The sequence below is a fragment of the Arenivirga flava genome (assembly GCF_030161575.1).
GTDB classification, from domain to species: Bacteria; Actinomycetota; Actinomycetes; order Actinomycetales; family Microbacteriaceae; genus Arenivirga; species Arenivirga flava.
The window spans coordinates 2,781,425-2,795,324 of record NZ_BSUL01000001.1; the positions used below are offsets into that span (position 1 = coordinate 2,781,425).

Sequence of the window (13,900 nt, forward strand, 5' to 3'; positions counted from 1 at the left end):
CCCGTCGGGCCCTGCAGCGAAGCGATGGCGAGCGCTCAGCCGAGCAGCGCCGCGACGGCGAGCGCGATCAGCGCCAGGCCGGGCGCCGAGAGCTGCTTGAGTGCGGCCCCGCGCTTGTCGGGCGAGGTCAGCAGCAGCACGATCGCGGCGGCGGCCATGCTGCCCGTGCCCGCGACGACGAGGGTCAGGCCGACGGTGGTCGAGCCCGCCGCGACGACGATCACGCCGACGCCGGCGAGGATCGCCAGGAACAGGTTGTAGAAGCCCTGGTTGAAGGCCATCTCCTTCGTCGCCTCGGCGCCCTCCGCGGTGGAGCCGAACACCGCGCGGGCGCGCGGGGTGGTCCAGAGCACCGACTCGAGCACGAAGATGACGACGTGCACGAGCGCGGCGAGGGCTGCGAAGACGAGGGCGACGATGAGCACCTGCTCATCCTGCCTCAGGCGAGGCTCTTGAGCACGCGCATCGTCTGGTGCGAGATGACCCGGCTCACCGCAGGCAGGCGCGTGAGCTTCTCCATCGTGAAGCGCTCGAAGGCGTTCACGTCGGCCACGTTGATGCGCAGGAAGTAGTCCGGCACGCCCAGCAGCCGCCGCGCCTCGACGACCTCGTCGAACGCTATGACGGCCGTCTCGAACTCGGCCACCGTCTGCGCGTCGCTCAGCGTGATCTCCACGGAGACGATCACCTCGAAGCCCCGCCCCGCCGCGACCGGGTCGATCACCGCGCGGTAGCCGCTGATCACCCCGTCGCGCTCCAGCCGCTGCACCCGGCGCAGGCACGGGGCGGGGGTGAGGCCGACGCTGCGGGCGAGCTCGGTATTGCTCAGTCGGCCGTCCTGGCTCAATCGCTCGATGATTGCGTGATCGATGCCATCGAATGTGGTCGCGTTGCGCATCCGCTCATTCTGCAGCCATGCTCGGCAATCGGGAAGTGTCTCGGGTTCCCTATCCTTGCTCTGTTCGAGGCGAGCGGATGGAGGAGCAACGTGCACACGGACCCGACCCCGACGGTGGACCCGCCGGTCATCGGCACCGCGCAGGGTCCCTCGGCGGTGACCGCTCCCGTGCCGGTCGTCGGCGCGGCAGACGGCGGCTTCCTCGCAGGCCTGCGCGATGCGACCCCAGCCGGCCTCGCCGCCGTGCCGCTCGGCCTGGCCTTCGGCGTGCTCGTGGCGCAGGCTGGACTCGACTGGTGGTGGGGCGCGCTGTTCGCCGCGGTCGTGTTCGCCGGCTCGTTCGAGTTCCTGCTGCTCGGTCTCGTCACGGCCGGCGCGGCGTTGCCGACGATCGCGCTCACCGCGCTGCTCGTCAACGTGCGGCACGTCTTCTACGCGCTCTCGTTCCCGCTGCACCGCCTGCCCGGCGCTGCGAAGATCTACGGCACCTTCGCGCTCACCGACGAGGCCTGGGCGCTCACCGCCTCGCCGCAGGCGCAGCGCTGGCGGGCGGCGCGCATCCTCGCGATCCAGGGCGGCTTCCACCTGGCGTGGGTCGCCAGCGTGACCGTCGGCGCCCTGACCGGGGCGCTCGTGCCCGACTGGATCGTGGGCCTCGACTTCGCGCTCACCGCGCTCTTCATCGTGCTCGGCATCGACGCCGCGCGCGCCCGCCGCGACCTGCCCGCGCCTTTCGTCGCGGTCGCCTGCGCGGCGATCGCCGGCCTGCTCGTGCCCGGCGGCATGCTCGTCGGCGGCATCGTCCTGTTCGTCGCGTTCCTGCTCGTGCGCATCGCGGTGCGGCGGCGACGTGCAGCCCGCTCCGCTGCGACCGAGGAGCGGATGCGGGCTTCGTCGGGTGTCTCGGGGGAGCGCGGGCGGGTCGTGTCGGGTGTCGCGGGGGAGCCCGGGTCGGCCTCGCCGGGCGTCGGGGACGACCGCCCGTGACCGAGACCGCCTACCTCGCCGCCGCCGTGATCGTCAGCGCCCTGGTCACATGGGCGCTGCGGGCGCTGCCCTTCCTCTTCCTGCGCCGGCTGCGCCACAGCCCCGTGCTGCAGGAGATCGGCGCCGCGCTGCCCGTCGGCGTCATGACGGTGCTGGTGCTCCACACCGTGCACGAGGTGCCGCCGCTCGACCCGGCCCGCAGCATCCCCGTGCTCGTCGGCCTCGTCGCCACCGCGGGCCTGCACCTCTGGCGCGGCAACGCCCTGCTGAGCATCGGCGTCGGCACCGGGCTGCACGTCCTGCTCGCGAGCACCCTGCCCGGGGTGCTGGCGTAGGGGTGCTCCACGCGGGCCCCGATGGTGCGCGAGATGGCTCGCGAGCTGCGCGACTCAGCGCCCAAGCGACAAGTCAGCGGCGTCACCGGCGCTGAGTTGTCGCCTCGAAGCTGAGACGTCGAGCCGTCACCGGACACGGTGCCCGGGCATGGTGCACGTGCGGCTCGGTTCAGGAAGCGGGCGCGGCGCCGGCTCGGCAGCCGGACGACGACGGCGCCCGGCGTGGCCGGCGGTGCTCGGTGTGGCCCGCGGTGCTCGGTGTGGACCGCGGTGCTCGGCGTGGACGGTGGCGCCCGTGCGGGACTCAGCGCCCTGGCGACGACTCAGCGCATTGCGCGCTGCTGACTTGTCGCTTGGGCGCTGAGTCGTGGAGCCGCGTCCATCGTGACCAGGATGTCGGGCGCACATCCGGTTCGGCAGCGGGGCAGCGAGTCGTCGACCAAGGTGAGCGGATTCGGGATGCCACCTCGCGCGCGTCGCCGGGATAGCGCCGCGACTCAGCACCGAAGCGACAAGTCAGCGGCGGACGAACTGCTGAGTTGTCGCTTCGATGCTGAGTCGAGTGCCGCGCACCGCGCACCGCGCACCGCGCACCGCGCATCGGGCACCGGGCGCCGCGCGCTGCGCGCCGGGCGCGCCGAGTGCCAAGTGCCGAGTGCCAAGTGCCGAGTGCCAAGTGCCGAGTGCCGAGTGCCGAGTGTCGCGTGTCGCGTGTCGCGTGTCGCGTGTCGCGTGTCGCGCGCCGCGCGCCGCGCACCGCGCACCGGGCGCCGCGTGCCGCGTGTCGCGCACCGCGCACCGCGCACCGGGCGCCGCGTGCCGCGTGCCGCGTGCCGCGTGTCGCGTGCCGCGCACCGCGCGCCGCGCACCGGGCGCCCGGCACCGCACCCCGGCGCAGCGCGGCAGACTGGCTTCGTGACCACCCTCGACGAGCTGCGCGCCGAGATCGCCGCGCACGAGAGCAACGCCTGGGCGACTGCGCGCGGCTGGAAGCCGCTCGTGATCGGCGAGTCGACGGCGCGCATCCTCATCCTCAGCCAGGCGCCCGGGCGGCTCGCGCAGGAGTCGGGCATCGCCTTCGACGATCCGAGCGGACGCCTGCTGCGGTCGTGGATGGACGTGACGGATGCGGAGTTCTGGGACCCGGCGAAGGTCGCGATCCTGCCGATGGACGCCTACTTCCCAGGCAGCCGGGGTGCTCCGTCCGGCCCGGGCGCCCGCGCTCGGCCGGACGTCGTGACGGGCACGGGGGCGGAGTCCGGCACGCCCGCTCCGGCGAGGGGCGGAGGGGACCTGCCGCCTCGCCCGGATTTCGCCGACCGATGGCACCCGCGCGTGCTGCAGCAGCTTCCCGAGGTGCGGCTGCGGCTCGTGATCGGCGCGCACGCGCAGCGCCGCTATCTCGGGCCCGGCAGCGTCACCGAGCACGTCCGCGATGCCGAGGCGTTCCTGCCGTTCTTCCCGCTCGTGCATCCGTCGCCCCTGGCCCGCGGATGGCGCACTGCGAACCCCTGGTTCGCCCACTCGACCGTGCCGTTGCTGCGACGCCTCGTCCGTCGAGCCCTCGACTGATCCGCGCGCGGAGACGGCGTCGCGCGGACACCACCGAGCGGGGAGATGAGGTTGCCTCAGCGACCGAGGACCTCTACGGTGAAGTCCAGACGTCGACAGAGAGGCAGTGCAGGTGCGGAACCGATGGGCCATCGCCACGCTGAGCGCCGTATTCGGCCTGACCCTTGCGGCCTGCACTGCGCCCTCCGCGAGCGAGCCGTCGCCCTCCGCGAGCGAGCCGTCCCCATCCGTCTCGGCGATGCCCGAGCCGAGCGACGACTGCGCGAACGTCGCCGACCCCGTGCTCGCGATGCACGCCGATCTGATCGTGGTGCTCGAGGCGGCCTCGCATCAGGGCAACGCCGAAATCCCTGCCGAGCAGCTCACACCGTCGCTCGCGGATCTGCGCACCGCCACCGAGAGCATCGAGTCCCCCGAGCTCGCAGCCTCGGTGTCACGTCTGTCCGCCGCTGCGGAAGGCTTCCAAGGGGTCGCGACCGAGGTCGCCGCGGCTCGCCTCGTGGTGCAGGCGGCCGGCCTGGTCGTCGATTCCGTCCCCCTGCCCGATCTGATCGAGAGCAGCGACGAGGCCGTTCGCGCCGCGGGGGAGCTCATGAAGACCAATCTCGATCGCATCCCGCTCCTCACCGACGACCTCACCGCATCCCTGCAGGAGATCCAGCAGCACTGCGGTCCGCTGACCGAGATCGGCTGAACCGGGCGTCTAGCGTCGTCGCGCGGCTCGCCCCGGGCTGCGGAACATCGCTATCGGACGGGCCGTCGGCAGGCCCAGGATCGTCGCGCCCGTCACGAAGCCGTGGCGCTCGTAGAGGGCGCGCATCCGCTCGTCCGGCGCTTCGACGTAGGCGGCGACGTCGTCCCCATCGAGTCGGGCGGTGCGATGCCGCAGCAGGGCGTCCGCAACCTCCTCGGGACCCGCGGAGGTCATCAGGTACCAGTGCGGTTCGATCGGGCGGAAGCGCTCGAGCCGGCCCTGCACCCGCAGCCCGCGCACGGTGCCGACCGCGCCGAGCGCGCGCAGGAAGGGCAGCGCGTAGGGGAGCTGCCCGACGACCGCGCTGTCGCGCCCGATGCCCGAGCGCTCCCAGACCGCGGCGCCGAGCAGCGTGCCGTCGTCGTCCACCGCGACCTCGGCGACGAGCCGGTGCGGGGGCGTGGAGCGCAGGTAGGCGCGCAGGAAGCGGCGCAGCGCATCGCTGCGATCGGGTCGCTCGCCGAGGAAGTCGGCGTAGACGGGGTCGTCGTGCAGGTGGCGTGCCAGCAGCTCCGCGACCGCGGGGAAGGCGGCACGGCGTGCCGCTTCGATCGTGATGCCCATCGGTGTCCCTCCGTGCGGCGCCGCGTCGTCGCCGCGTCCGATCGTAGGGAGGGGTCGTTCGCCGAGCGAACTCTCTCGTCTCGCTCCCATCCGCGCGGGGTGCGGGAGATCACGCGGCGGACGGGCCGCACGTCGTGCAGCATCGCGGGGATCAGCGGCACGTAGCGCGAACGAGAGCGGATGAGGGCGGCCTGCATCCGCACGATCTTCGGCTGCAGGTGCGCTGCGGCGAACGTTCTGCGTGAATGGAGCTGCTCGCCGATCGACGGCGACCGAGAGTCACGGAGTCCGTCATGCGCATCGGAGTGCCCACCGAGATCAAGAACAACGAGAACCGGGTCGCCGTCACCCCGGCTGGCGTGCACGAGCTGGCGGCGCGCGGCCACGAGGTGCTCGTGCAGTCGGGCGCAGGCCTCGGGTCCGGTATCGCCGACGACGAGTACCGCCTCGCCGGCGCGACCCTGGTCGACGGCGCCGAGGCCACCTGGGCCGCCGCCGAGCTGCTGCTCAAGGTGAAGGAGCCGGTCGCCGCCGAGTACGCCCATCTGCGCCCCGACCTCGCGCTGTTCGCCTACCTGCACCTCGCCGCCGACCGCCCGCTCACCGACGCGCTGCTGCGCTCCGGCGCCACCGCGATCGCCTACGAGACGGTGCAGTTGCCGAACCGGCAGCTGCCCCTCCTGTCGCCCATGAGCGAGGTGGCCGGACGGCTCTCGGCGCTCGTCGGGGCGTACCACCTGATGCGCGCGAACGGCGGCCGCGGGGTGCTGCTCGGCGGTGTGCCGGGCGTGCCGCAGGCGAAGGTCGTCGTGATCGGCGGCGGCGTCGCGGGCGAGCACGCGGCGGCGAACGCCCTCGGCATGGGCGCGGACGTGACGATCATCGACGTCTCGATCCCGCGACTGCGCGAGCTCGACGCCCGCTTCGACGGACGTGTGCGCACCCGCACCTCCTCGGCCTACGAGATCGCGGCGCAACTCGCCGACGCCGACCTCGTGATCGGCTCCGTGCTCGTGCCGGGCGCGTCGGCGCCGAAGCTCGTCACCGACGCCATGGTGCGCTCGATGCGCCAGGGCGCCGTGCTCGTGGACATCGCCATCGACCAGGGCGGCTGCTTCGAGGGATCGCATCCGACCACCCACGACGCGCCGACCTTCGCGGTGCACGACACCCTCTTCTACTGCGTCGCCAACATGCCCGGCGCCGTGCCCGAGACCTCGACCCGGGCGCTCACCAACGCGACGCTGCCGTACCTGCTGCGGCTCGCCGACGCCGGCGTCGATGCGGCGCTGCTCGCGGACCCGGCGCTGGCGGCGGGCCTCAACGTGCGCGGAGGCGCCGTGACGAACGCCGGCGTCGCCGCCGCGCACGGGCTCGCCCTCGCGGAGGGCTGACTCAGCGCGTCGGCAGCCACACCCGCATGCCGCCCGGGGCGCGGTTGCCCCAGCGGTGGTACGGCACCGCGATCAGGCCGAAGGCCGAGCTCGACGGGGCGTGCCCCGCATCCGTCCGCGCGCTCGGCATCGCCCGGTAGAGCTCGTGGCGGTGACCGCCGCGCACCCGTGCGCCGGCGATGAGCAGCCGCGGGCCCGTCACCGGATCGACGCCGGCCGGGCGCACCTCCGGCGCCTCGGGCACCACGACGTCGTCGCTGAGCACGCCCTCCGGCAGGTCCGCCTGCTCGATCGCGTAGAGCACGGGGCCGCGCGCGACGGCGACGCAGCCGCGCACTGCGTCGATGCGCGGGTGCGGCCGCAGCACCTCGGGCTCCATCGGCAGGTCGAGCACGACGCGGGAGAGCGGATGCGCGGAGCCGTCGACGACCAGGTAGCCGTCGCGCGCCTCCGTCGGCACGGAGCGCCCGTCCGCCGTGAGGATCGCCCCGCGCGCCCAGCCCGGCCGGCGCAGCAGCAGCTCGCCCTCGAACGGCTCGTCGAAGGCGACCTCGACGCGGCCGTCCCAGGGGTAGCCCGTGCGCACGGTCGCGGTGCCGCCGCCGGGGAGGGCGATCGTCGCGTCGGCGTAGAGGTGCAGCTGCAGGCCGTCGGCCGAGGTCGTGGCGACGTAGTCGTGCAGCGAGGCGACGAGGCGGGCGAGGTTCGGCGGGCAGCAGGCGCAGCGGAACCAGGGCTGGCGCGTCGTCGGCGCGTTCTCGCCGCCGCCCGACGCGTCGCTGCGCAGGTGCAGCGGGTTGGCGTAGGTGAAGGCGCAGCCGTCGGTCGAGGTGGAGACGGCGATGGCGTTGTAGAGCCCGCGCTCCATCTCGTCGGCGTATCTGCTGCCACCGGTGAGCAGCAGCATCCGCCAGTTCCAGTGCAGGTTCGCGATGGCGGCGCAGGTCTCGGCGTAGGCGCGGTCCGGCGGCAGCTCGTAGGCGTCGCCGAAGGCCTCGTCGCGGTGCCGCGACCCGAGACCGCCCGAGACGTACTGCTTGCGCTCGTGCACGCTCGACCAGAGCCGGTCGAGCGCCTCGGCGAGCTCGGCGTCGCCGGTCTCGGCGACCACGTCGGCGACGCCGGCGGCGAGGTAGAGCTGGCGGACGGCGTGCCCGGTCGCCTCGCGCACCGCGCGCACCGGCTCGTGGTCCTGGTAGTACTGCGGGCCGAGCGCGTCCACGCCGAGCAGGCCGCGCCCGCGCAGGTCGACGAAGCGGCGCGCGAGGCGCAGCCAGCGCTCGTCGCCGGTCTCGCGGAAGACCTCCACGAGCGCCGTCTCGATCTCCGGGTGCCCGTCGACCATGTCGGAGCCGCCCTCGCCGAAGCGGCGCTCGATCAGCTCGGCGAAGCGCAGGCCGATGGCGAGCAGGTCGGTGCGGCCGACGGCCCGCGACCAGGCGACGCCGGCCTGCAGCAGGTGACCCAGGCAGTAGAGCTCGTGGCTCCAGCGCAGCTCGGTCAGCTCGCGTTCCGGCTGGTCGACCTGGAAGTACGAGTTGAGGTAGCCGTCGTCGTCCTGCGCGCGGGCGAGCAGGTCGACGGTCGCGTCGACGAACGGCAGGAACTGCTCCGCGCCGCACCGGCCGGCCTCCCATCCGATCGCCTCGAGCGTCTTGTAGACGTCGGAGTCGGCGAACCAGAACCCGACGAACTCGCCCTCGTGCTCACCGGTGATGCGGCGGAGGTTGTCGAGCGCGTGCGAGGCCTCCAGCTGCTCGATCGCGTGGGGGATGGTGCCCTCGCGGTTGCGGAGCTGCCAGTCGGCGAGGAAGCCGCCGTCGAGCGTGACGGCGGCGTGGCCGAGCGGATGCAGCGCCGAGCGGGCGCCGTCCGTCGGTGCGGCGGGTCCGCGGCGTGCGGCGGTCGACGTGGACGTCATGGTGCCTCCCGGCAGTACATCGTTGTAACGATCAGGATGGGCGCGCGACCCGACCGCGGTCAAGGAGACCGCGCCCCGGGCCGATCAGATCGTCAGGGTGATCGCCGCCAGCGCGAGATCCGCCACGAACAGCAGGATCGCGGCGCCGGCGAGCGCGGTGGGCAGCCGCCGCCGGGTCGCGCGCCGGACGAGCACGAGCGCGACGATGGCGAGTCCCAGCCAGAGCAGTCCGCTCACCCCGAAGCCGACGAGCGGGTTCAGCAGCAGCACGCGGTCGCCGCCCTCCAACGTCAGCAGCATCTGCAGCCACACCCCGGTGAGCGCCAGCAACGGCAGCAGCGCCGCGGAGGCGCAGAGCACGGCGGCGAGGCGACGGCGGTCCTTCGGCGCGGGGGAGACGATCATGCGCCGATCGTGCAGGAACGGCGTGCGAGCGGGTGCGGTGCCCCCTGGACGCGCCGTGCGAGCACTGAGCGGTGGGAATGCCCGGGGCGCCGCGTGCGCTGACCTCACCCGTGAACCTCTTCGATCAGCTGACCCTCGGTCGCACCGACCTCGACAACCGCGTCGTCATGGCGCCGCTCACCCGCCTGCGCGCCGGCCAGCACGGCGTGCCCGGCGACCTCCTCGTCGAGCACTACGCGCAGCGCGCGGGCATGGGCCTCGTCATCACCGAGGGCACCTACCCGGTGGCCGAGGGCCGCACCTGGATGGGCCAGCCCGGCATCGAGACGCCCGAGCAGGTCGCCGGCTGGGCGCGGGTGGCGGATGCGGTGCACGCCGCGGGCGGGCGCATCGCGATGCAGATCATGCACGGGGGCCGCATCGGGCATCCGTCCATCACGGGCACCGGGCGCGTCGTCTCGGCGAGCGCCCTGGCCGCCCCCGGCGAGGTGCGCACCGCGGACGGCGGCAAGGCCGAGCACCCGGTGGCGCACGCCCTCAGCGAGCGGGAGATCGCCGAGGTCGTCGACGGCTTCGTCGCGGCGGCCCGCAACGCGATCGAGGCGGGCGTCGACGCCGTCGAGCTGCACGGCGCGAACGGCTACCTGCTGCACCAGTTCCTCTCCCCGGCGTCGAACCGGCGCACCGACGCGTACGGCGGCAGTCCCGAGAACCGGGCGCGCATCGTGATCGAGACGGTGGCCGCGGTCGCCGCCGCCATCGGGGCCGACCGCACCGGCATCCGCCTCTCCCCGCAGCACGACATCCAGGGTGCCGTCGAGACGGACGACGCCGAGACGGCCGCCACCTACGCGGCCCTCGCCGAGGGCCTCGCGCCCCTCGGGCTCGCCTTCGTCGACGTGCTGCAGGCCGACCTGCGCGGCGAGCTCGTGCAGCGCATCCGCTCGACCGTCGGAGCACCCCTGATCGGCAACAGCGGCTTCGGCGTGCAGACCACCCGCGAGGAGGCCGCCGCGCTCGTCGCGGAGGACGTCGTCGACGCCGTCGCGGTCGGTCGCGCCGCGATCGCCAACCCCGACCTCGTCGCGCGCTGGCGAGCGGATGCGGAGGAGAACGCCCCCGACGCGTCGACCTTCTACGCCCCGGATGGCCGCGGTTACACCGACTACCCGGCGCTGCAGCCGGTCGGGTGAGGGGCGGCGGCGAGTCGGATGCGCGGTCTTGAGACTCGTGCGGCGATCCTGAGGCAGTCCAGCAGCAACCCCGCGGCTGCGGCGTGGAGCGCCTTGCGGTAGCGCGCATACCGTCGAACACGACACAGATCCCCCCAGGATCGAACCGGAGGCGACCCGAACGCAACCGGCTCACCCCGGGATCGAGCCCCGCCGGGAACACCCCCTCTGCCGGCGGGGCTCTCGTGCGTTCCGGGGGCGCTCTCGGCTACGCGGCGCGCCCCGCCCGCTCGCCTCGCGCCTCTGCTTCGAGCCGCTTACCGCGGGTTTGGGGCGCTTCGACGACAACGGGGCATGCGCCCGCACGCCCCAGTGTCGCTAATGCGCCCCAAAGCCGTCGTTCCGGTGCCAGGGCAGTCGGCGTGAGGTGCCCGGCGCCTGTCACCCCGGCGTGAGGCGCCCGGCGCCAGGGGTACCGGTGACGGGTGTCCGTCGAGGCAGGGCCCCGGCGCCTCAGACGCCCGGCAGGGTCAGCACTTCCGCGCCGTCCTCCGTGATCGCGACGGTGTGCTCGCTGTGCGCGGTGCGGCCGCCGTTGACGCTGCGCAGCGTCCATCCGTCCTTGTCGGTGACCAGGGTCTTCGTGCCCTGCATCACCCACGGCTCGATCGCGATGAGCAGGCCGGGGCGCAGCGCGTAGCCGCGGCCCGCCTTGCCGTCGTTCGCGATGTGCGGCTCCTGGTGCATCGTGGTGCCGATGCCGTGGCCGCCGAAGTCGAGGTTGATCGGGTAGCCGCGTTCGCGCAGCACGGTGCCGATCGCGTTCGAGAGGTCGCCGACGCGCTTGCCGGGGCCCGCGACGGCGATGGCGGCGGCGAGCGCGACCTCGGTCGCCTCGATGAGGGCGAGGTCCTGAGCGGATGCGGTGCCGACGATGAAGCTGATCGCCGAGTCGGCCGCGACGCCGTCGAGCAGCACCGCGAGGTCGAGGGTGAGCAGGTCGCCGTCCTGCAGTGCGTAGTCGTGCGGCAGGCCGTGCAGCACCGCGTCGTTGACGGAGGTGCAGATGTAGTGCCCGAAGGGGCCACGGCCGAAGGAGGGCGCGTAGTCGACGTAGCAGCTCTCGGCGCCGGCCTCGAGGATCATCGCCTTGGCCCACTCGTCGATCTCGAGCAGGTTCGTGCCGACGACGGCGCGTTCCTTGACGCTCTGCAGGATGCGGCCCACGAGGGCGCCCGTGCGGCGCGCCTTGTCGACCTCGGCGGGGGTGAGGATCTCGATCATGCCCTCAGCCTAGCGGTATGATCATCCCGGTATTAGAATCGGATGCATGGTCCGCTTGCCGCTCAGCTCCGATGACCTCGCGCGGGGTCGACGCCTCGGCGCCCTGCTGCGCGACGCCCGCGGCGACCGCCCCATGCTGCAGGTGGCGCTCGAGGCCGGCATCTCGCCCGAGACCCTGCGCAAGATCGAGACCGGCCGCATCGCCACCCCGGCCTTCCCGACCATCGCGGCGCTCGCCACGGTGCTCGGCCTCTCGCTCGACCGGCTCTGGGCGGAGGTCGCGGCTGGCGATCGAGCGGATGCGGCCCGCCTGGTCTCCTAGGACCCCTCGGCCGAGTAGAGCACCAGCATTCAAGCGCTCGGCGCGGAGCTGGCGGAGCCGGTCGCGGAGACGGCGTCGAGTGCCCTCACCGCGGAAACGTCCTCGACGACGCGCGGGCCGTCGCCGCAGCGCAGATCGTCGAGCCCCGTGCCGGTGACGATCGAGCCCGACCGCAGCTGCACCCCGATGCGCATCGTGCCCTCGCCGAAGCAGCTGACCTCGATGCGGTCGAACGATACGGGCTCGCCGAACGTCATCCGCACTCCGTCGCCCTCCGGTTCGTCGTGCGAGGCCTGGCTGGAGAGCGAGCTCGCCCCTCGGACAGCGAGGCCTGCAGCTCCTGGCTCCACGCCTCGATCGCCGCGGCGGTCTCGGGCGTGTGCTCGGGCTCGCCCGTGCATCCGCTCAGCACGAGGGTCAGCGCGGCGGCGGCGAGCAGGGGCGCGGCGGTGCGCGGCATGGTGTCGAACCTAGCGGGCGGCCCGCCGCCGGTGAGGTCGCAGATCGGACGGTTCGGCTCGCAGTGCACGCCTAGGAGCGACCCGACCTGACCGATCTGCGCGGCTCAGGGCCCGCCGACGCCCTGGTGCGGCGTGAGGGTGCGCAGGGTTCCGTCCTCGTCCTCGGAGAGATAGAGCCGCACCTGCTGCGCGCCGAGCATCGGGTCGCCGTCGGGGTAGGTCCCGCCCGAGCAGGTCTCGGGCGTCGAGAGCACCTGCACCTGCATGCCGATCTCTTGGATCGACCCGTCGGCCAGCACCGGTGAGCCGCTTACGTCGTATCGATTCGCCTGCACCCCGCTCCAGGTCGTCGTGCCCGCCGGCTCGATGCGCCCGGCCGCGACGACCAACGAGGCGTCGGCGTGCATCCGTTCGACGCTGTCGTAGACGACCCAGTCGTAGCAGGTCTCGCCCGCCGTGCATCCGCTCAGCAGCGGCGCCGCCAGCAGCAGCGCGGCGGCCGTCCTCATGGTGCGCATCGCATCCCTCCCCATCCCTCATCGAACACGACGCGCGCCTCGCTCGGAACGTTGGGGTGCGGCGTGCGTCGCGCAGATCGGCCAGCTTCTGTCGCTTCGTGCCCCGCATTGCGAACGAAAGCGGCCGATCTGGATCGGGGCAACGAGAACGGGGCGGCGGTGAGCAGGGGGCGCTCGCAGATCGGACCATCTGTGCCGCTCTGCGGTGGGCATTGCGGCAGAACGTCGCCGACCTGGGCGGGGAGCGCAGGGCCCAGGGCGCAGGGCGCAGGGCGCAGAGTCCAGGGGCCAGAGCTCAGGGCGCAGGGCTCGGAGCCCAGCCGGCGGAGGGGGAGGACGGCGGACGGCCGGGGGAAGTGCGCGGCGTCGCTGGGGCGCGCGGAGCGCTCGAGTCCGAGGGCGCTCAGCTCGCGGCGGCCCGGCGGCGCCGGCCGCGCACGACGGGCGCGGAGGCGGGCAGCTGCGCGGCGAGCAGCGGCATCGACTCGATGCGCCCGCGCTCGACGTGGGCGGCCGTGAGCAGCTCCGCCACGTCGGGCTGGCCGGCCACGATCGCGTCGACGATCTCGCGGTGCTCGACCCACATGCCCGTCGTGTCGCGTTGCGGGGTGAGGCGGAACAGCCAGCGCACGCGTCCGCTCATCAGCTTGGTGACCCGGCGCAGCAGCGCGTGGTCGGCCAGCGCGATGATCTCCTCGTGCAGGTCGGAGTTGCGGGTCGAGGGGGAGCGTCGGAGGGCGCGTCCGAGCGCTCATCCAGGGCGGCGGCTCCGCGGGCCGAGTCGGGGGCGGCGGCTCCGCGGGCCGAGTGCAGGGCGGCGAGCATCGGCCCGACGTCGGCGCCCGCGGCGGCCCGCCGGGCGGCGAACCCGGAGGCCATGGGCTCCAGCTGGCGGCGCAGGTCGAACACCTCCGCCGCATCCCTCACGGTCAGCACGTGCACGACCGCACCGCGGCGGGGCTGCGACGTGATGAAGCCCTCCGACTCGAGGATCGGCAGCGCCTCCCGCACCGGGATGCGGGAGACCTCGAGCCGCTCCGCGATCTCGCGCTCGTTGAGCTTGGAGCCCATCGCGAGCTCGCCCGTGATGATCTGCTCGCGCAGGGCGTGGGCGATGCGCAGCGGCGAGCTGGGAAGGGTCATGGGCACCATCCTGGCACGTCCGAGAAGCGGCTTTTGGAATGCCAAAACGCCCGTAAAGCGGCACAAGAGGAGGATTAAGGCCGTTTTTGGTATGCTAACGTGACGCTGGCGTAAGAAGTGTGTGACGAGCGTGTTACACCGTCGCCGAGCGGATGCGCGGTCGCATAGCG

General features: G+C 73.4%; 18 protein-coding genes. 7 read left to right on the forward strand and 11 right to left on the reverse strand.

Features of this window, described 5'->3' with window-relative positions; translation table 11 throughout:
* Window positions 1–35 precede the first annotated feature (35 nt).
* Entirely contained in the window at window positions 36–425 is a 390-nt protein-coding gene (locus QQK26_RS13560) for a DUF1304 domain-containing protein (protein ID WP_284233676.1), read from the reverse strand.
* A gap of 14 nt (window positions 426–439) precedes the next feature.
* On the reverse strand, window positions 440–898 hold the full coding sequence (locus QQK26_RS13565; protein ID WP_284233678.1) for an Lrp/AsnC family transcriptional regulator: 459 nt from the start codon (window positions 896–898) through the stop codon (window positions 440–442).
* 90 nt (window positions 899–988) lie between these two features.
* On the opposite strand from QQK26_RS13565, the gene QQK26_RS13570 reads away from it, so the two are divergent.
* The 4 genes from QQK26_RS13570 to QQK26_RS13585 all read left to right on the forward strand — a co-directional run bounded on the left by QQK26_RS13570 (window position 989) and on the right by QQK26_RS13585 (window position 4,486).
* Complete coding sequence (locus QQK26_RS13570; RefSeq protein ID WP_284233680.1) at window positions 989–1,885, forward strand: AzlC family ABC transporter permease; 897 nt, start codon at window positions 989–991, stop codon at window positions 1,883–1,885.
* The gene (locus tag QQK26_RS13575) at window positions 1,882–2,220 is read left to right on the forward strand and encodes a branched-chain amino acid transporter permease (RefSeq protein ID WP_284233682.1); all 339 of its coding nucleotides are present in this window, start codon (window positions 1,882–1,884) and stop codon (window positions 2,218–2,220) included. Before QQK26_RS13570 ends, QQK26_RS13575 begins: the two co-directional genes overlap by 4 nt.
* 915 nt (window positions 2,221–3,135) lie before the next feature.
* The gene (locus tag QQK26_RS13580) at window positions 3,136–3,792 is read left to right on the forward strand and encodes a uracil-DNA glycosylase family protein (RefSeq protein ID WP_284233684.1); all 657 of its coding nucleotides are present in this window, start codon (window positions 3,136–3,138) and stop codon (window positions 3,790–3,792) included.
* A gap of 238 nt (window positions 3,793–4,030) precedes the next feature.
* Window positions 4,031–4,486, forward strand: coding sequence for a hypothetical protein (locus QQK26_RS13585; RefSeq protein ID WP_284233686.1), 456 nt, complete (start codon window positions 4,031–4,033; stop codon window positions 4,484–4,486).
* Between the two features lie 9 nt (window positions 4,487–4,495).
* Here QQK26_RS13585 and QQK26_RS13590 read toward each other — a convergent pair whose 3' ends face one another.
* On the reverse strand, window positions 4,496–5,110 hold the full coding sequence (locus QQK26_RS13590) for a hypothetical protein (RefSeq protein ID WP_284233688.1): 615 nt from the start codon (window positions 5,108–5,110) through the stop codon (window positions 4,496–4,498).
* A 293-nt stretch (window positions 5,111–5,403) separates the two neighbouring features.
* On the opposite strand from QQK26_RS13590, the gene ald reads away from it, so the two are divergent.
* Complete coding sequence (ald, locus tag QQK26_RS13595) at window positions 5,404–6,504, forward strand: alanine dehydrogenase (protein WP_284233690.1); 1,101 nt, start codon at window positions 5,404–5,406, stop codon at window positions 6,502–6,504.
* A gap of 1 nt (window position 6,505) precedes the next feature.
* Here the strand turns inward: ald and QQK26_RS13600 are convergent, their stop codons facing one another.
* A complete protein-coding gene (locus QQK26_RS13600) occupies window positions 6,506–8,425 on the reverse strand; it encodes a glycoside hydrolase family 127 protein (RefSeq protein ID WP_284233692.1) in 1,920 nt (639 codons plus the stop codon).
* A gap of 84 nt (window positions 8,426–8,509) precedes the next feature.
* Entirely contained in the window at window positions 8,510–8,830 is a 321-nt protein-coding gene (locus QQK26_RS13605; RefSeq protein WP_284233694.1) for a hypothetical protein, read from the reverse strand.
* 110 nt (window positions 8,831–8,940) lie between these two features.
* Between QQK26_RS13605 and QQK26_RS13610 the strand changes: the two genes are divergently transcribed.
* Window positions 8,941–10,023 (forward strand): alkene reductase, encoded by a 1,083-nt coding sequence (locus QQK26_RS13610; RefSeq protein WP_284233696.1) that lies wholly within the window; start codon window positions 8,941–8,943, stop codon window positions 10,021–10,023.
* 492 nt (window positions 10,024–10,515) lie between these two features.
* On the opposite strand, the gene map is transcribed toward QQK26_RS13610, so the two are convergent.
* Window positions 10,516–11,286, reverse strand: a complete 771-nt coding sequence (gene map, locus QQK26_RS13615; protein ID WP_284233698.1) for a type I methionyl aminopeptidase — start codon at window positions 11,284–11,286, stop codon at window positions 10,516–10,518.
* 46 nt (window positions 11,287–11,332) lie between these two features.
* Here map and QQK26_RS13620 point away from each other — a divergent pair, with 46 nt between their 5' ends.
* The gene (locus tag QQK26_RS13620) at window positions 11,333–11,608 is read left to right on the forward strand and encodes a helix-turn-helix transcriptional regulator (RefSeq protein WP_284233700.1); all 276 of its coding nucleotides are present in this window, start codon (window positions 11,333–11,335) and stop codon (window positions 11,606–11,608) included.
* A gap of 29 nt (window positions 11,609–11,637) precedes the next feature.
* Here QQK26_RS13620 and QQK26_RS13625 read toward each other — a convergent pair whose 3' ends face one another.
* The 5 genes from QQK26_RS13625 to QQK26_RS13645 form a co-directional block, all read right to left on the reverse strand.
* Window positions 11,638–11,865 (reverse strand): hypothetical protein, encoded by a 228-nt coding sequence (locus tag QQK26_RS13625; RefSeq protein WP_284233702.1) that lies wholly within the window; start codon window positions 11,863–11,865, stop codon window positions 11,638–11,640.
* Window positions 11,862–12,068, reverse strand: coding sequence for a hypothetical protein (locus QQK26_RS13630; protein WP_284233705.1), 207 nt, complete (start codon window positions 12,066–12,068; stop codon window positions 11,862–11,864). Before QQK26_RS13630 ends, QQK26_RS13625 begins: the two co-directional genes overlap by 4 nt.
* A gap of 105 nt (window positions 12,069–12,173) precedes the next feature.
* Window positions 12,174–12,587 (reverse strand): hypothetical protein, encoded by a 414-nt coding sequence (locus QQK26_RS13635; protein WP_284233706.1) that lies wholly within the window; start codon window positions 12,585–12,587, stop codon window positions 12,174–12,176.
* A 403-nt stretch (window positions 12,588–12,990) separates the two neighbouring features.
* Window positions 12,991–13,290: an FCD domain-containing protein gene (locus QQK26_RS13640; RefSeq protein WP_348520054.1), complete on the reverse strand. Its 300-nt coding sequence runs from the start codon at window positions 13,288–13,290 to the stop codon at window positions 12,991–12,993.
* Window positions 13,230–13,730 (reverse strand): GntR family transcriptional regulator, encoded by a 501-nt coding sequence (locus QQK26_RS13645; RefSeq protein WP_284233709.1) that lies wholly within the window; start codon window positions 13,728–13,730, stop codon window positions 13,230–13,232. The genes QQK26_RS13640 and QQK26_RS13645 overlap by 61 nt, the downstream gene beginning before the upstream one ends.
* Window positions 13,731–13,900: the final 170 nt, after the last annotated feature.